This is a genomic window from Pseudomonas fakonensis (genome assembly GCF_019139895.1).
Taxonomy (GTDB): domain Bacteria; phylum Pseudomonadota; class Gammaproteobacteria; order Pseudomonadales; family Pseudomonadaceae; genus Aquipseudomonas; species Aquipseudomonas fakonensis.
Window position 1 is genome coordinate 4,701,420 of sequence record NZ_CP077076.1, and the last position, 14,915, is coordinate 4,716,334.

At 65.2% G+C, this 14,915-nt stretch carries 19 protein-coding genes; all 19 read right to left on the bottom strand.

The features are described from left to right. Position 1 precedes the first annotated feature (1 nt). Positions 2-1,069 (bottom strand): recombinase RecA, encoded by a 1,068-nt coding sequence (gene recA / locus KSS94_RS20675; protein ID WP_217839921.1) that lies wholly within the window; start codon positions 1,067-1,069, stop codon positions 2-4. Between the two features lie 104 nt (positions 1,070-1,173). After that, complete coding sequence (locus KSS94_RS20680) at positions 1,174-1,656, bottom strand: CinA family protein (protein WP_217839922.1); 483 nt, start codon at positions 1,654-1,656, stop codon at positions 1,174-1,176. 57 nt (positions 1,657-1,713) lie between these two features. Next, positions 1,714-2,175 carry a lysis system i-spanin subunit Rz gene (locus KSS94_RS20685; protein WP_217843635.1) on the bottom strand — a complete coding sequence of 154 codons (462 nt, stop codon included), beginning with the start codon at positions 2,173-2,175 and terminating at the stop codon, positions 1,714-1,716. Positions 2,176-2,207: 32 nt separating this feature from the next. Further along, on the bottom strand, positions 2,208-2,759 hold the full coding sequence (locus KSS94_RS20690) for a glycoside hydrolase family 19 protein (protein ID WP_217839923.1): 552 nt from the start codon (positions 2,757-2,759) through the stop codon (positions 2,208-2,210). 177 nt (positions 2,760-2,936) lie between these two features. After that, positions 2,937-3,977 (bottom strand): phage late control D family protein, encoded by a 1,041-nt coding sequence (locus KSS94_RS20695; protein ID WP_217839924.1) that lies wholly within the window; start codon positions 3,975-3,977, stop codon positions 2,937-2,939. Between the two features lie 31 nt (positions 3,978-4,008). Next, positions 4,009-4,215, bottom strand: coding sequence for a tail protein X (locus KSS94_RS20700; RefSeq protein WP_217839925.1), 207 nt, complete (start codon positions 4,213-4,215; stop codon positions 4,009-4,011). Beyond that, the gene (locus KSS94_RS20705) at positions 4,190-5,035 is read right to left on the bottom strand and encodes a phage tail protein (protein WP_217839926.1); all 846 of its coding nucleotides are present in this window, start codon (positions 5,033-5,035) and stop codon (positions 4,190-4,192) included. The genes KSS94_RS20700 and KSS94_RS20705 overlap by 26 nt, the downstream gene beginning before the upstream one ends. Positions 5,036-5,045: 10 nt before the next feature. Then, positions 5,046-6,599 (bottom strand): hypothetical protein, encoded by a 1,554-nt coding sequence (locus KSS94_RS20710; protein ID WP_217839927.1) that lies wholly within the window; start codon positions 6,597-6,599, stop codon positions 5,046-5,048. 125 nt (positions 6,600-6,724) lie between these two features. Continuing rightward, positions 6,725-7,027 (bottom strand): phage tail assembly protein, encoded by a 303-nt coding sequence (locus KSS94_RS20715; protein WP_217839928.1) that lies wholly within the window; start codon positions 7,025-7,027, stop codon positions 6,725-6,727. An 11-nt stretch (positions 7,028-7,038) separates the two neighbouring features. Beyond that, positions 7,039-7,548 (bottom strand): phage major tail tube protein, encoded by a 510-nt coding sequence (locus KSS94_RS20720; protein ID WP_217839929.1) that lies wholly within the window; start codon positions 7,546-7,548, stop codon positions 7,039-7,041. A 13-nt stretch (positions 7,549-7,561) separates the two neighbouring features. Then, positions 7,562-8,728 carry a phage tail sheath subtilisin-like domain-containing protein gene (locus KSS94_RS20725; protein WP_217839930.1) on the bottom strand — a complete coding sequence of 389 codons (1,167 nt, stop codon included), beginning with the start codon at positions 8,726-8,728 and terminating at the stop codon, positions 7,562-7,564. Between the two features lie 141 nt (positions 8,729-8,869). After that, the gene (locus tag KSS94_RS20730; protein ID WP_225935807.1) at positions 8,870-9,289 is read right to left on the bottom strand and encodes a tail fiber assembly protein; all 420 of its coding nucleotides are present in this window, start codon (positions 9,287-9,289) and stop codon (positions 8,870-8,872) included. A 4-nt stretch (positions 9,290-9,293) separates the two neighbouring features. Next, positions 9,294-9,719: a gp53-like domain-containing protein gene (locus KSS94_RS20735; protein ID WP_217839931.1), complete on the bottom strand. Its 426-nt coding sequence runs from the start codon at positions 9,717-9,719 to the stop codon at positions 9,294-9,296. Then, the gene (locus KSS94_RS27290; protein WP_225935808.1) at positions 9,716-10,147 is read right to left on the bottom strand and encodes a phage tail assembly chaperone; all 432 of its coding nucleotides are present in this window, start codon (positions 10,145-10,147) and stop codon (positions 9,716-9,718) included. Before KSS94_RS27290 ends, KSS94_RS20735 begins: the two co-directional genes overlap by 4 nt. Then, positions 10,144-12,912, bottom strand: coding sequence for a phage tail-collar fiber domain-containing protein (locus KSS94_RS20745; RefSeq protein ID WP_367617173.1), 2,769 nt, complete (start codon positions 12,910-12,912; stop codon positions 10,144-10,146). Before KSS94_RS20745 ends, KSS94_RS27290 begins: the two co-directional genes overlap by 4 nt. After that, positions 12,794-13,405, bottom strand: a complete 612-nt coding sequence (locus KSS94_RS20750) for a phage tail protein I (protein ID WP_217839932.1) — start codon at positions 13,403-13,405, stop codon at positions 12,794-12,796. The genes KSS94_RS20745 and KSS94_RS20750 overlap by 119 nt, the downstream gene beginning before the upstream one ends. Position 13,406: 1 nt before the next feature. Further along, positions 13,407-14,288 carry a baseplate assembly protein gene (locus KSS94_RS20755; protein ID WP_217839933.1) on the bottom strand — a complete coding sequence of 294 codons (882 nt, stop codon included), beginning with the start codon at positions 14,286-14,288 and terminating at the stop codon, positions 13,407-13,409. Then, positions 14,285-14,611, bottom strand: coding sequence for a GPW/gp25 family protein (locus KSS94_RS20760; RefSeq protein WP_217839934.1), 327 nt, complete (start codon positions 14,609-14,611; stop codon positions 14,285-14,287). Before KSS94_RS20760 ends, KSS94_RS20755 begins: the two co-directional genes overlap by 4 nt. A gap of 108 nt (positions 14,612-14,719) precedes the next feature. Continuing rightward, positions 14,720-14,905, bottom strand: coding sequence for a Com family DNA-binding transcriptional regulator (locus KSS94_RS20765; RefSeq protein WP_217839935.1), 186 nt, complete (start codon positions 14,903-14,905; stop codon positions 14,720-14,722). Positions 14,906-14,915: the final 10 nt, after the last annotated feature.

Below are 14,915 nucleotides of genomic sequence, written 5' to 3' on the forward strand. Positions count from 1 at the left end.
ATCAGTAACCGGCGTCAGCGTCAGCCAGATCGTCGGCATCGGCTTGGGCAGCTGCGGCTTTGCCTTCTGCGGTTACAGCAGCGCTGGTCAGCAGCTTGTCGCGGATTTGCTTCTCGATCTCGGCGCCAATGGCCGGGTTCTCTTGCAGGTACTTGGCCGCGTTGGCCTTGCCCTGGCCGATCTTGTTGCCTTGGTAGGCGTACCAGGCACCGGATTTTTCCACCAGGCCCTGGGACACACCCAGGTCGATGATTTCGCCGTTGCGGTAGATACCCTTGCCGTAAAGAATCTGGAACTCGGCCTGACGGAAAGGCGGCGAGACCTTGTTCTTGACGATTTTGACACGGGTTTCGCTGCCGACCACCTCGTCGCCTTCCTTGACCGCGCCGGTACGGCGGATGTCCAGGCGAACCGAAGCGTAGAACTTCAGGGCGTTACCACCGGTGGTGGTTTCCGGGCTACCGAACATCACGCCGATCTTCATGCGGATCTGGTTGATGAAGATGACCAGGCAGTTGGCGTTCTTGATGTTACCGGTGATCTTGCGCAGCGCCTGGGACATCAGGCGGGCCTGCAGGCCAACGTGCATGTCGCCCATCTCGCCTTCGATCTCGGCCTTGGGTACCAGGGCGGCAACGGAGTCGACGATGATCACGTCAACGGCGTTGGAGCGCACCAGCATGTCGGTGATTTCCAGGGCCTGCTCGCCGGTATCTGGCTGCGAGACCAACAGGTCGTCGACGTTGACGCCCAGCTTGCCGGCGTACTCAGGGTCGAGGGCGTGCTCGGCGTCGACGAAGGCGCAGGTGGCGCCGTTCTTCTGGGCTTCGGCGATGACCGACAGGGTCAGCGTGGTTTTACCGGAGGATTCCGGGCCGTAGATCTCGACGATACGGCCTTTTGGCAGACCGCCGATGCCCAGGGCGATGTCCAGGCCCAGGGAGCCGGTGGAGATGGCTGGAATGCCTTGGCGCTCGTGGTCGCCCATGCGCATGACCGCGCCTTTGCCGAATTGGCGTTCGATCTGACCCAGGGCCGCAGCCAAGGCGCGCTTCTTGTTGTCGTCCATTGAAATCCTCACGTGTTCGACTTGGCCCTGACGGCCGGAATACCTGTATAAGTAGCCAGTATTATTCCACAGGGATTCGTTTTGGCAAACCCCCGCCGGGCGAATTACTCCGCACCAAGCTGTAACAAGCCGTCTAACGCGGCGATTACCGTTTGTCGACGCACCGCTTCGCGGTCACCGTCGAAGTGCCGACGCTCGCTGCTCACATGGTTGCCGTCGGCCCATGCCAGCCACACAGTGCCCACAGGTTTTGCCGGCGAGCCGCCGTCAGGGCCGGCCACGCCGCTGACCGCCACGGCAAAACGCGCACCGCTGGCAGCTTGCGCGCCGCGCACCATGGCTTCGACCACCTCCTGGCTGACCGCCCCGACCTCGCCGAACAGCGTGGCCGGCACGCCTAGCTGGCGGGTCTTCTGGGCGTTGGAGTAGGTGACGTAGCCGGCCTCGAACCAGGCCGAACTGCCGGGGATGCGGGTAATCGCCTCGGCGATGCCGCCACCGGTGCAGGATTCGGCAGTGCTCACCTGGGCGTTGAAGCGGCGCAGGTGTTCACCCAGGCGGGTGGAAAGAGCGGTGATCGAGTCCATGGCAGTCTCCTGGCGGCAATGCGCCCTACCCTACCACCCTCGCCCGCGCTGGCAAGCCTAGTGCGCCAGCGCCCGCACATAATCCTGGCAAGCCCGCAGGGCAATCAGCCCCCGGTCGCCGGCGTCGGTGATGGCGATAATTCGTCGAGCATGCGCCGGGTCAAGTCGGGCGCGTACGGGGCCATCATCCACGCCGCCGGCGCCAGCGGTGGCAGGCATTGCGGCGCAACCGGCGCTGCGCTCGACCAGGACCGACAACCGCAGGTCGCTAGTAGCAAGACGATCACGCAGGCGAGCCTGGGCATCCTGGGCATCGGTAAGCTCCTTGAAATGTTGCGCATCACTGTCGTGCAGGCGCTGCTCCAATGAAAGACGCTGCTCGCGCTCGGCCAGCAGCAGGTTGTGCAGCGCCTCGGCCTGGTCCAGGCGCTGCTGTACCAGGGCCTGTTCCTGCTGCGCCAGCAAGCGTCCGTAGCGCCAGGCCTGGGCTTGCCAGGCCAACGCCGCAGCCAGGGCCATTAGCGCCAGGCACAGCCCGAGCTGCCAGCGGCTCAGCACAACACCTCCCGCGCCCGCGCCCACAGCTGCAGGCGCTCGGTCAGCCCGTTCAGCCCGCCATTGATGTGCCGGGTAATGCGGTTGAACTCGCCCTGATCAGCCAGCGCATTGAGCCCGCGCGACTGCCAGAACCACGCCGCCGACTCGCACGCCCAACGCGGCTGTTCGAGCATTTGCGGCTGCGCCAGCAGGCGTTCGTCGCCGTACAGCGCACGGCTGCAAGCCTGGTAGTTGTTGCGCCCGGTGACCTGGATCAGGCCGCGGCCGCAATACAGCTGACCGTCGCCGTCAGCCTCTGGCGTGTTGCCCAAGCGTCGGGCCAGGCTGCCGGTGTCGTAGCGGGCCAGGTAGCGCTCGCCGCCCAGTTCCTTGACGTAGCGCAGCTGGCCAGACTCGTGGCCGACCTGGGCAAGAAACGCCGCGGCGCGCTTGGGGTGGTCGATTTCCCAACGGGCCATGGCCTCGTTGAGCGCGGGCAAAAATGCCGCGACCCGTTGGCCGGCGAGGGGGTAGATGTCACTCAGTTGCCTGGCGGTCAGCAACATGGGGGCAAGCTCCTTTGCTGTCTGGTCGAACGGCGGCCGCAGCCGCCGGCGGGTCGCTCAGGGGCGATGGGTTGAAGCGCGAGGCTTTCATTGCAGATGAACAAGCGGCCCCGGTTACCCGTGTCGACCATAAGAGACGCGTGCAGGTGGCAGCACCGGGAAACGCAGCCCGCAGCCTCAACCTTGGGCCTTGAGCGTACCGGCCTGACGCGTCGCGCTGCCCTTGGCCCGGGCCTTGCCCTGTTGGCCGCCATTGCATTGCACGGTGGTGCGCCAGCCGCTGCTGGTGAACACCTGCTCCACCGATTCGATCAGGTACGCCCCGTCCAGCCCAGCCATGAAGCCGTGCACCTCGATGCTGCGCTCGGCGAACAGGTCGGTGCGCCCGGGCAGGTCCAGGCGCACGCTGGCAGTGTCGCGGTTGAAGCTGGCCAGGCGCGCGCGGGCCGCTTGTTCAGCGGCCGCACGGTTGGGGTAAAGGTGGCGGTCGGTGTACACCGGCTGCAGGCCGTCCGGCGCTTGCGCGTTGCCCAGCTCGACCGCCTGCAGCCGGCCACTGGCGCTGTCCTGGTGGCGGGTGCGCACGGCCTTGTGGGTGGTGCGGTCGGCCAGGCGAAACTGCCATTGGCTGACCTCGCTGCGCTGCAAGGTCACCACCCCCAGCGCCTGGCCGCTGGCGCTCTTGCCTGCCTGGCGCGGCAGCACCAGCAGTTGGCCATTGGCGAGCTTGGCGGTGCAGTCGTACTGGCGGGCGACGCGGGTGATGAAATTGAAGTCCGACTCGCTGTACTGGTCGATACGCGGTATCACCGTGGCCACCGGGCACACCGCCTGCCAACCGTTGCGCGCCGCCAGGTCGGCGACGATGCGTTGCAAGGTGGCGCCCTCCCAGCTGCCGCTGCGAATGGTCTTGCCCGAGCCGCGCAGGTCACTGGCCTTGCCGCGGATCACCAGAGTGTCCGGCGGGCCGGACAGCTCGACTTCATCGACGGTGTAACGCCCCAGCAGGCTCAACGCCTGCCCGGCATAACCCAGGTGCACCGCCAGCAGCGCGCCGCGGGCCGGCAGCGCCAGGGCGCCGTCGCGGGCATCGATGCGCAATTCGAACTCGTCCGCCTCCAGGCCCGGTTTGTCGGTGGTGCGCATCAGCAGCAGGCGGTCGTTGATCAGCGCGGTGATATCCTTGCCGTCGGCCTGGATGCTGAATACAGGTTTCATGGCTGCGCCTCCTTAGTCACTCCCATATTTGTCAGTCCCATAATTGAAGGGTGTCGCTGGCCGGCGCAGGCAGCTCCGGCAACACGATCATCACCCCGGCACGAAACGGCTGCGCTTCGTCCGCCAGGCCCTGATTGGCATCCAGCACCGCCTCGACGGTGCCCGCAAGGTGCCCGTAGTAGTGCTGGCAGAGGGTGTCGAGCACATCGCCCTCAGAGGTTTTGCAGGTCCTGGCCATAGCTCACGAACTCCAGTGAAAAGCCTTGTTTGCGTGGAATGCCGCCGGCCTGCAGCAGGCTCTGGTCCTCCTCGATGTTGGTCAGGCACCAGTTGCCGAGCACCTCGCCGTAGCCTGTGGTCAGCGACAGCGGCAGCAGTTGCCGGCCAATGCTGCGCAAGGTCTGCAACTGGCCGAGCCCGCCCTTGAAGCCGGGGAAGATGGCACCGCGAATGCTGATGTTCTCCTCGCCCAGGCTGACCGCCTGCTGCGCGCCCTCGCGGCCGAGGCGTTCCTGCCCGGCCCAGCGAAAGCGTGTCTGCCGGCGCAACTGGTCGAAGGCAGCGGTGTCGAGGTTGAAGTAGTACGGCGCCGCGCCCGCCTTCAGCGGTTGCAGTACCAGAAGGTGCGGGAACGGCTTGACCGCCTCGGCGGCGGGTGTGGCCTCGGGGGCGAAGCCCAGGGTCTGCAGCACGCCGCTGACAGTGGCACGCACCTCCCCCACCACCCGGCGCACCGCCGCCGTGGCCTTGGCCACGTGGCCGGCGAAGGCGTCGATGCGCTCACGCACCTGGCGCACCACCGCCACCGCCTGGTCGTACTTGCCCACCACCTTGGCCACCCGTGCCTGGGCCCGGTCGATGGCGCGCATGGCGCGTTGCAGCTTGGCGCCGATGATCGGGCCAACCACCGGCAGGCCCTCAAGCTCGGTGATCGCGCCCTGGACGTGGTCGATGGCCTCGTTCATCGGGTCGAGCATGGCGTCGACCCGTCGACGCCCCGCCTCCCCCGCCTCGACCAAGGCGTGCAGCGTGGCTTGCAGCTGCTCCAGATAGGTCATGGATGCTCCTTTAGAGTGCAATGTGTGGAGTATCGGCCAGTTGCACCGAACGGGCCTGACGCATCAGTTCCTCCAACTGCCGGCGCGCGATGGCTTCCAGCTGTTGCAGTACGCTGGGGTCAGAGAGGCTGTTGGTGAGGGTGACCGGCATGTTGGCGGTGAAGTTGAACTGCTGGTTGATCGTTGCCGGTAGCGGTGGGGATGACGGTGCGGATGAAGCTGCGGCTTGCACCGAAGGTGCCGCCGCAGGCGTGACCGCCGGTGCGGGCACCTCACCCGGCTTGGGTTTGAGCACCTCGTTGACGCCAGAGCCCAGCACCTTGCCCAGCACTCCACCGGCAAACTCCCCGCCCATTCCTCCCAGCACACCACCGATCAGGCCACCGATGGCCGTGCCGAAAACCGGCACGATCGAGCCGATGGCAGCACCCGTTGCCGCACCTGCAGCAGCACCTGCCAAGCCGCCGCCAAAACCACCCAGGGCCTTACCGTAGCTCTCGCGCTTCTGCTCAGGGGGGGCGTTGCTGGCGTGGATATCGGCAAGTTCTGCGCCAGTTGCCAGCGCCGAGAGGCCCGGGACACGTTTCAACAGGCCCTTGGAGGCACTGAATAGCTTGCCTGCGCCGCCTACAGCGGTACGACCGATACCAGGCATCAACTCGACGGCGCCTGCCAGCATGCCCGCCATGCCGCCGGACTGTTCATCGGCAGCGGTATCGGCCTGGGCCTTGGCTGCTTGTTCGCCCTGGCCGGGCCCGGCTTGCGCTGCCTGCCCGGGCGCCTGCTTTGCAGCGCCGGGCTTGGCTTTGCCAGCCCCTGGTTTCCCCTCGTCTTCGTATTCAACCCAGTTGTAGAACGCCCCCGCGCCCTCCCCGCCGAATACTTTGCCAAGTACCCCGCCAAGGCCTGGCAGAAGCTTTTTCAGTCGGCGGTTCTTGAACCGGGTCGCCAGTACGGCACCGGCCATGGAGCCGCCCAGCTTGCCGACGGCGCTGCCGACGCCCTCGGCTTTTTCCTCGCCGGTTTCACCGGTGAGGATTGCCTCCAGCGCATCGTCACGGGCATCACCGGCGTTGGCTTTCCAGGTTTTCCTGGCTGCCCGGTTTACCCTGCGCCGGGCATTGCTGCCCAGGCTCTGGTGGGCTTCGTAACCCAGCCTGCCGGCCACCACCACCCCGGCAGTGGCTGCCAAAAGGCGCGCGCCTTTTTCCTGAGGGCTTCTGGACTTTCGCTCTTCGGCTTTCTTGTCAGCGCCAGCCAAAGCTGGTGCATGCCGAGAAACACCGCCCAGTTGCATCAGGCTCAGATACGCCTGACGTAAACGTTCCACCTGATCCAGTTCCCGGCCAAGCCGAAGAATCTGCAGTTCGTGCTGGTCGGTTTGCTCCAGCGCCAGCGCGCGTTCAACCAGGCGCACCTTGTCCAGCTCCAGCCCCAGGCGGATGACCTCACCGATCAACCGCCCCAGCCGAATGCCATCCGCCTGCCTGCGCAGCGCATCGAGCGCGCTGCCAAGCGACGGGGTTATGGTGACGCCGAGGGTGAACACCTGTGTGTTCGCCATGCGTTCCTCCTTGTCACGGCGCGAGCCACCAGAGCATGTCGGGGTACGACATGCTCATGATTTCGCTCGCGGAAAAGTTCAGCTCCGTGGCCAGCCGCCGTGCGGCGGCCTTCTGCCGGGCAGGGTCAAAGCTCGTCGTCCTGCACCAGGCGAAAGTAGCCGGCTTGCAGGCGGCTGTAGTCCTTAAGGGCCAGGCCCTCGAGGTCCTTGACGCCCACTTCGGCAAGCGAGGCGAACAGGTTCAGTTCGCGCTGCTCGTCGTCCTTGGCGCCGCCCGCCTGGGCGTTGCGGATGTCACGCACGGTGGGGGCGCGCAGCGACAGGCTGTCGACCTGCACGCCATTGGCCTCGCTGGGCCGCGACAGGCGCACGGTGACGCGCTCGGCGTCGAGGTTCAGCCACTGCGGATGCTTTTTCGCTTGAGCCATGTGCAGCCTCCTTACAAGCCCAGGGCGGCGCGCTGGGCGGCCAGTTGGTCGGTGCCGTCGATCACCCGCTTCATGCCAATGGCGTCGATCTCGTAGATCAGGCGGCCGTCGACTTCCAGCTTGTAGTAGGTGACGCTGACGCCGTGCTTGATCTCGGCCTTGTCGCCGGACTTCCAGTCGCCCATGTCGATTTCTTTAAGGGTGCCGCGCAGGGTCACCACCACCGGGTTGATCTGGCCCTTGAGGCCCTTGAAGGCGCCGCGGAAGGTGCCGTTGAAGCCGTTGCCGTCGGCCAGGCCGAAGAACTTCAGGGCCTCGCGACGCACGCCGGTGGTGGTGAAGGCGGCTTCTTGCTTTTCCATGCCCTGGTCCATCTCGACCGGCATGTCCATGCCGCCTGGGCGGTACTCTTCCATTTTCAGGGTGAGCTTGGGCAGGGTGAGGCTGGGCACGTCGCCCTGGAAGCTCACGCCATCGACGAACAGGTTCAGGTTGGCCAGTGTTTCGGGAATCATTGCCATGTAAATGCGCTCCTTAAGCGGCGGAATCGAGGACTTCGGTCAGCCACTGGTTGGTGACTTCGACGCGGAAATTGGGGTTTTCGGCAGGGGGTACGTCGGTGAAGCGGATGTTCCAGTACACCTTGCCCTGCTCCAGCTGGCTGGCAGTGTTCAGCTCGGGGTCGGCGTAGACCTCGAAGTTGATGATCGCGCCCTGGTTCTTCAGGTCGCGCATGAAGGCCTGCAGGCCTTCGGTGACGTCCTTCACGTAGGTGGCGGTGATGGAGCGGTCGACGGCCCACTTGTGGCCGTAGAGGATCGCGTCCATGACGATGTCCATGGTGCGCACGCGGGTGACGAAGGCCCATTTCGGGTCGCTGGACAGGGTGCGGTTGCCCCACAGGCGGAAGCCGTCATCGCGAATGATGGTGGCGATGTTGGCGTTGTTCAGCAGGTTGGCGCGGCAGGTGTCGTCGCCATCGAGGAACTCCACCGCACGGCTGGTGCCGGTGATGCCGACGAACTCCTTGTTCGAAGGCGAGGCCCAGAAGCCGTATTCACGGTCGGTCCAGGCGAACAGGCCGGCCACCCAGGCCGAGCCCGGTGCATCCACCGTGGCCGCTTCGTCGTTGTCCCAGTAGCGCACGCCCGGGTCGACCAGGAACGCGCGCTTGGCGCCGAAGTTGCCGGCGTAGGCGATGGCCGCCTCGTCGGTGGTGTTGGGGCCGTCGATGATGGCGATGGCGCGCAGCTTGTCGGCCAGCGCCACCAGCGCGGTGCCGACGGCGTCGGTGGCGCTGTGTTTCGGGGTGACCAGCAGGCGTGGCTGGGCGTTGAAACGGCTCTTGCCGTCCAGCAGCGCCTGCAGGCCGGTGCGCTTGCCGTCGGCCTGCACGGTGCCGATGATCGCCGCGGTTTGTTCGGCCGCATCGCTGAGCTTGGCCACGCCGCAGGCGACGATGACCGCCTTGGCGCGGGTGTAGATGGCACGGCAAGCCTTGGTGATGGCCGCATCCTGGCCGAACGCCGCGACCGCTTCGCGCTCGCTGGTGATCAGCACCAGGTCGCCGGCCTTGGCGGTGGCGCCAGCGCCTTCGGTGAAGGTGTCCACCAGGCCGATGATCGAGGAAGACGGCAGCGCGATGCTGCGGGCACCGGTGTCGACGTTGGTCACGGTGACGCCGTGGAAGAATCCACTCATAGGGGTTTTGCTCCAGATTCAGATATGAAAAGGCCCCGCGAGGGTGCGGGGCCTTGAGGGGTGTTTTGCGGGTGAAAAAAAGCCCCGGCGGTGCGGGGCGCTGTGATATCGGATGGGCAAGCCCCCCGTGATTGCGGGAGGCTATTGGGTCTGCTCTGCGACCCATACTGGAGAAACAGGCCGGTATTGCGGGTTAGGGAACGCCTCGGCTTGTGGCCAGTCGCGCAGTTGCTGCATGAAGATCAGCAACTCAGCGAACTGCTCGGTGCTTAGCGTCGTTCCACCTCCGATATCGATCTGATCGCGATGGCGATCGCGTAACCAGGTGCAGGCCAGCAACTCACTGTCGCGCCACATGCGCTCAAGCACTGTCGCATCCTGTGGAATCGCCACCAGATACGGCACACCTCGCTCGTCATGGGCCAGCGTTTTGTCGAGGGGCCGGTGGGTGATAACTTCCTGATACAAGGCCTCGGTAATTTCGACTGCATCTGCAGGCATGTTCCGATGGACACCCGACAGGTAGGTCGTCCCCGTGGATTGGCTGTAAAAACGTGTCATGGCGCTACCACCCCACTACCCAGTAAGAGACATCAACGCCCGCACCACCGTAGGCCGAGTAGAACGTGGCGCCAGTCAACGTAGGCGTACCGACTGAGAGTGGCGCAGATGGATTGTTCGAGCCGCCAAATACCGCGATGCAACGACCAAAACCCGTGGGAAAAGCCAGGGGCCAGGCCACCGCAAGTGCCCCTGCACTGGGTTTGTTCACATAGCCCCACTGCAAGATCAGGCCAAACAGCCACCAGGGCAGGCGGATGTAGCCATTGGCGCCGAAGCTGCCCTGTATGCCCCACTGCAGGCGGCGCAGGCTGAACCACTTACGGCCCTCGGCGGCGCCAGCAGTGACTTCGGCCTCGCTGATTTCGCCTTGCAGGACAAAGTCCTGTACAGCTTTGTCGGTGACGGCCAGGTTGTCGGCGCGGCTCATTGATCACCTCCGAACTGTTCCAGGAACTGCGGCGCCTGGGGGCGCTCTGACGCCTTAGGAAAAGCTTCGGATTGCGGCCAATCACGCAGCTGTTGCAGGTACGTCAACAGCTCAGTGAATTGGGCGCTGTCCAGGCTGGTTTCTGTGCCTATTTCACGCTGGTCCCGGTGGCGATCTCGCAGCCAGACCCACTCGGACAACTCGACGTCCCGCCACGTACGCTCGATGTCCATCAACGCGGCATCAGGCAAGAACCAGGTCTGGGTCGAAAAGTCCCAGAACCAGGCAGCACTTTGGCCCGGTTCAGGAACTTCGATATAACCGGCGTCGCGAAGCGGGTTGAAGACGTTTTCCGGGTCTTCTCCAGGCGGAACACTGGCAGCGCCCATGTATTGACCGGACGGTTTAACGTAATAGCGCAACATCATGGCGTCATCCTCACGACAAGCTTGAAACTGGATAGCGTGATCGAGGTAACAGCGCCGGTGGTCTTGTTCGGCAAGAACGACCTGGCGGTACTCGCCTGCATCAATACACAGCCACTCGAACTGAAGCTGTGCAGATAAGGGCCTTCGTTGTTGGCCATCTGCTCCGAGTTGTAAAGCCAGAACTTCCGATCCACTTCGTCCCCGACCAGATAACCGGCAGCGCCTGTGGTTGATATGCACTTCCAGCGAATATCGAAGGTATTGAATGTGACACCTTCGGGATAGGCGATGGCGTTTGCCGTGCCTGGCGAGATAGGGAACTCGAGCTCATAAGCCTGAGCGGCCCTGAATTGCTTCAACTTTAGTGGCGTGACAGCGGACTGGTCGTCCTCGCCTTGAAGGACGCTCGCTTTACTGGCAACGCGCATGACGCCAAGTGCAGTTTCGGTGGCTTGCATTGCCAATGGCTTCAACGCCGCTACGTCAGCTACGCCCTGATTCACCGGCGCGCTCCATGCCTTGATGCACCACATCACCGACAGGTTTCGAGGACGAGTCTCAACCCCACCGGCAACTGCAGTGACATTGCTGTAATTCATGTTGGCTGTACCGTACTCGCCATACAGCCAACTTCCTTTTACAGCTCCCGCAGCATCCGAGTTTGGCGCCTCATGGCTGTGCGACCGGAACTCATCCGACTGTAAGCTACCAAGTGCTCGACCAACATCAACACCGCGCCCGTGGTCCCAGCCGCGCAGGAATTCGCCGCGATAGTCAGGCAAGCGGAAGGTGCCCGCAGGCTCATCCCCTTTGTTGTACGTGGTGCCAAGATAGGCGGCCAAGTCAGGGTAGGTCGCAACACTCTGCACACTGCCGTCCAGTTCCAGGTAGCCCGCAGGCACTGCGGCTTTCGGGAACGGCAAGATGGCACCGACAGGTGTAGATGAGCGCAGGGCTGCCAGCTCTTCGACAAGGGCAGCTACGTCGATCTGGCCCTGGTTCACTGGGGCGTTCCAGGCCTTGATGCACCACATCACCGCGATGTTGCGAGGCCGGGTTTCGGTGGCGGTTCTCGCAGATCGGGAGGCGTCGAAAGTTGCTCCACCGCACTGAACGCTGCTCGACGGGCCATCTGCAAAGCCGTTGGCGGTTCGATCAGAGACAGCGAAAGCCCCGCTTGCAGTGACGCCTTCACCGAGGAACTGGTAGGCCACGCTCGTGTTTGCGATCAGCTCGCCTTGGATATTTTGCAGCGCATCCAGTTGGTTGCTTCCAAGCGCACGCCCTGCATCAACACCGCGCCCATGATCCCACCCACGCAGGAACTCGCCCCGGGAATCCGGCAGCCGGAAGAACCCAGCCGCTTCGCTGCCGGTGTTGAATGCCCCCCCCAGATACGCCGCCAGGTCGGGATAGACCGCCGCGCTCTGCTCGGTGCCATCGACCTCAAGGAACCCAGCCGGCACCGTGCCACGCGGGAACGGCAACATGGTCCCAACCGGCAACGCCGAGGCGGTTTTCATCAGTTCCTGCACTTCAGCCTTGGTGTAGCTGTCAGCCGACTGAAACGCGCTGAACGCCAGAATCTCCACCGAATCACCAAACGCACAAGCCGTACGGAAGATGATCTTCTGCCCGTCAGCCTGGTAGTCGGTCACCTCACGCCCGTTGCGCAGCACGATGGTGCTGCCGATGGTATGCGGCACGTTGAAGGTGGTCTGCCCCACCGAAGCCTCGAACGAGAAGCGCTCGAACGCCTTGCCGGCGCCGACGCCGCCACCCAGTTGGAAGTAGGTGCCGTCGTAGTTCAGGTCGTACAGCGCGCCAGCGCGGATATCACCGGCCACCAGGTCGACCAGGCCGGCGCTGCCGGCCTTTTTCACGGCCACAGCGGCCAGGCTGTTGATGCGCGCGGTCACGGCGCCGGTGTTGGCGGCGCTCGCCTGGAACTGGAAGCGCTGGCCGGCAGCGTAGGCCGCAAGCGCCGCTTCGCCGCTCTTGAGCTTGAGCACCAGGGCATCGCCGGTGCCGGTGGCAGCGCCCAGCCAGGCCAGTTGGCCGGCGTCCTTGGCCACATCGGCGCGGCGCAGGTACTGCGGATGCGGGTCGGCGGCTTCGACGTGGGCCTTGATCTGGTTGCGGGCATACAGCTCGGCCGCTTCGCGCGCCTTGTCGGCATAGTCGCGGGTGGCCAGCACGATGCTCGGGTCGATCTTCAGGGTGACATTGGCCAGGTTGCCGAACACCACGTGCATGCGGATGGTCTGGGTACGCCCGGAGCCCTGCGCCAGCAGCGGCTTGTAGCTCGGCGCCGGCTTGGCCACGGCGATGAAGTTGCCGCTGGCGTCCTCCAGCGCCAGCTCGCGGATCCACCAGCCGCCGGTCTCGGGCGGCAGCACCAGTTCGGCCACCAGCACGTTGGGGTCGGCAGGCGACGGGTACAGCGCATTCAACTGCGCCCGGTACACCTGGCGCACCAACGCGCTCTGGGTGGGTTTGGGGGTGGGGTCGGGGGTTTGCGAAGGTTCGCCGCCGGCATCGCCGATCAGCATGTGGGTGATGTTCCAGGGCAGCCCCAGCGCAGCAGTATTGGCCTGCTGGGCGATGCCGACGTTGGTCAGGAACCCACCGAATTGGGTGGTTGCGTTAGCCATTGAGGTAGATGTCCAGTATGTCCAGAGTGTGGTCGTTGACCAGGTGGCTGGCGGCCAGGTGCACGTCGATGTCTGCCGCTTCCCAGGGCAGCACCTCGAGCAGGTCGCCATCGCTGACGAACAGCGCCTGGTAGGCCGGGATCAGGCTTTCCAGACTGATGTCCAGGCCGATCAGGTGGCGACTGACCGGGCGCGCGTCCTCGATCAGGCGGTTCAGTTCCTGGTAGGTGTTTTCGTCGATGCCGGCGCTGTCCACCCCCACTTTCAGGGCGAAGGTGCCGGGCACCCCGAGCGGGTCGAGCTGCCACCATTCGCGCACCTCGATCAGGTAGCCGAACGGCTCGACCACCCGGCGCAGGGCGCCGAGGGTGCCCTTGTGGGCATGCACGTAGAACGCCGAGCGGATCACCGAGCGCTTGATCGCCTCGCTCCAGTTGTCGTCCCAGCGGTCCACCGACCAGGCCCAGGCCAGTTGGTACAGCAGGTGCGCCGGGCAACTGTCGGGGTTGTAGAGGGTGCGCAGGCCAGCCTTGAGGTCCTCGTCGGCGGCCACTTCCAGAGCCCGCTCCAGCGGGGTGTGGTTGAGCGGCAGAAGGCTCTGCATGTCAGCCTCCCCGGCTCAGGTCGAATCCTGTGCACCAGGCGGCCTGGGCCTTGCTCGGCTGCAGGTCGGCCCAGCCGATCAGCTCGACCCGGCTGACGCCGTCGATGTGCAGCAGCGCATCGATGCCCGAGCGGGCCACTTCAACGCCCAGGCGCCGGCGCGGGTTGACCGAGGCCTGCAGGCGCCGGCGGCACTCGGCCAGAATGGCCTCGTACTCCGGGCCGTCACCGGCCATGTGCAGCACCGCGTCGATGCGGTACGGCAGAATCTCGGCGCTGCGCACCTGCACGCGGTCAGCCACCGGGCGGATGTCGTCGTCGTTCAGATACGCCGCCACCTCGGCCACCAGCTCGGCGCTGGCGCTGCCATCGCCGTCCAGGCTCAGCACGGTGACGTCCACCACCGCCGGCGACGGGCTTTCGGCGGTGGCGTCGGCCACCTGGCCTGAAGCGTTGCGGGCATGCAGGATGTAGCTGTTGCGCGGGCCGGCGGTGGTCAGGCCTTCATAGACCAGTTGCACCCGTTCGCGCAGGGCGTCGTCCTGCTCCAGCAACGCCTGCACCGGCGGCGTGGCGGTTAAATCCTCGGCCTGGATCACCAGGCGCTGCAGGCCGACGTTGGCGGCCAGTTGCTCGAGGTCGCTGCCTTGGGCGTAGGCCAGCAGCAGCGCCTTGGCCGCATCGTTGATGCGGGCCCGGTTGAGCAGCTTGCGGTAGGCGCCCACCTCCAACAGCTTGGTCACTGGGTCGCTTTCAAGGTTGGCGTTCCAGCTGTCGCCCAGTTGCGTGCGGAAGGTGTCCAGGTCCTGTTGGTAGAGCTCCTCGAAGTCGAGGTCTTCGAGCAGTTGCGGCGCGGGCAGTTTCGACAAGTCGACCTGGCTCATACGCTCACCTCCACCAGCAAGTCGTCACCCAGGTAACGGCCGTTGAGGGCCAGGCTGACCTGGCCGTCGAGCACCGCCACCACCTTCACCCGCTCCAGCGCCAGGCGTGGCTCCCACCGCCCTAGGGCGCGGGCCACTTCGGCCTGCACGGCGCTCTTCCAGCCTTCGTTGACCGGCAGGTCGATGTAGCGGCGCAACTGGCTGCCATAGTCGGGGCGCATGCGCCGGCTGCCGAGCGGGGTGGTGAGGATGTCTTCGATGGATTGGCGCAGGTGGGCAATGCCGCTCAAGGGTTGCCCGGTACGGCGGTCCATGCCGATCAAGGGGCACCTCCCGACGCGGGCGCACCCCGTTCGTGGGTATGCATAGCGTTCTCCTGTGAGGCGAGGGTTGGCCCGGGCCGCGTTGCGGCCGTTTGCCAGCCCTCGCCTCTATTGCAGCGAGGGATGGGACGCGGCCGGGGCCGCGCTCAGGTCGCTCTCAGGCGATCGCTCGGGGCTCTGGGCCCTGGCATGGTTCAAGGTGCCGCAACGCGGGCACTTGATTTGCAGCTCGGTCAGCACGCCCATGCGGGCAAGCAGTCGCGAGCAGGTGCCACAACGAAAATCCTTGAGCATCGCGGGCTCC

Excerpts from the sequence above, each read along its gene's own strand:
- recA (WP_217839921.1), bottom strand. The coding sequence starts at position 1,069 with ATGGACGACAACAAGAAGCGCGCCTTGGCTGCGGCCCTGGGTCAGATC.
- KSS94_RS20680 (WP_217839922.1), bottom strand. The coding sequence starts at position 1,656 with ATGGACTCGATCACCGCTCTTTCCACCCGCCTGGGTGAACACCTGCGC.
- KSS94_RS20685 (WP_217843635.1), bottom strand. The coding sequence starts at position 2,175 with ATGGCCCTGGCTGCGGCGTTGGCCTGGCAAGCCCAGGCCTGGCGCTAC.
- KSS94_RS20690 (WP_217839923.1), bottom strand. The coding sequence starts at position 2,759 with ATGTTGCTGACCGCCAGGCAACTGAGTGACATCTACCCCCTCGCCGGC.
- KSS94_RS20695 (WP_217839924.1), bottom strand. The coding sequence starts at position 3,977 with ATGAAACCTGTATTCAGCATCCAGGCCGACGGCAAGGATATCACCGCG.
- KSS94_RS20700 (WP_217839925.1), bottom strand. The coding sequence starts at position 4,215 with ATGGCCAGGACCTGCAAAACCTCTGAGGGCGATGTGCTCGACACCCTC.
- KSS94_RS20705 (WP_217839926.1), bottom strand. The coding sequence starts at position 5,035 with ATGACCTATCTGGAGCAGCTGCAAGCCACGCTGCACGCCTTGGTCGAG.
- KSS94_RS20710 (WP_217839927.1), bottom strand. The coding sequence starts at position 6,599 with ATGGCGAACACACAGGTGTTCACCCTCGGCGTCACCATAACCCCGTCG.
- KSS94_RS20715 (WP_217839928.1), bottom strand. The coding sequence starts at position 7,027 with ATGGCTCAAGCGAAAAAGCATCCGCAGTGGCTGAACCTCGACGCCGAG.
- KSS94_RS20720 (WP_217839929.1), bottom strand. The coding sequence starts at position 7,548 with ATGGCAATGATTCCCGAAACACTGGCCAACCTGAACCTGTTCGTCGAT.
- KSS94_RS20725 (WP_217839930.1), bottom strand. The coding sequence starts at position 8,728 with ATGAGTGGATTCTTCCACGGCGTCACCGTGACCAACGTCGACACCGGT.
- KSS94_RS20730 (WP_225935807.1), bottom strand. The coding sequence starts at position 9,289 with ATGACACGTTTTTACAGCCAATCCACGGGGACGACCTACCTGTCGGGT.
- KSS94_RS20735 (WP_217839931.1), bottom strand. The coding sequence starts at position 9,719 with ATGAGCCGCGCCGACAACCTGGCCGTCACCGACAAAGCTGTACAGGAC.
- KSS94_RS27290 (WP_225935808.1), bottom strand. The coding sequence starts at position 10,147 with ATGATGTTGCGCTATTACGTTAAACCGTCCGGTCAATACATGGGCGCT.
- KSS94_RS20745 (WP_367617173.1), bottom strand. The coding sequence starts at position 12,912 with ATGGCGACCTGCTCGAGGTGCTGCCCTGGGAAGCGGCAGACATCGACG.
- KSS94_RS20750 (WP_217839932.1), bottom strand. The coding sequence starts at position 13,405 with ATGCAGAGCCTTCTGCCGCTCAACCACACCCCGCTGGAGCGGGCTCTG.
- KSS94_RS20755 (WP_217839933.1), bottom strand. The coding sequence starts at position 14,288 with ATGAGCCAGGTCGACTTGTCGAAACTGCCCGCGCCGCAACTGCTCGAA.
- KSS94_RS20765 (WP_217839935.1), bottom strand. The coding sequence starts at position 14,905 with ATGCTCAAGGATTTTCGTTGTGGCACCTGCTCGCGACTGCTTGCCCGC.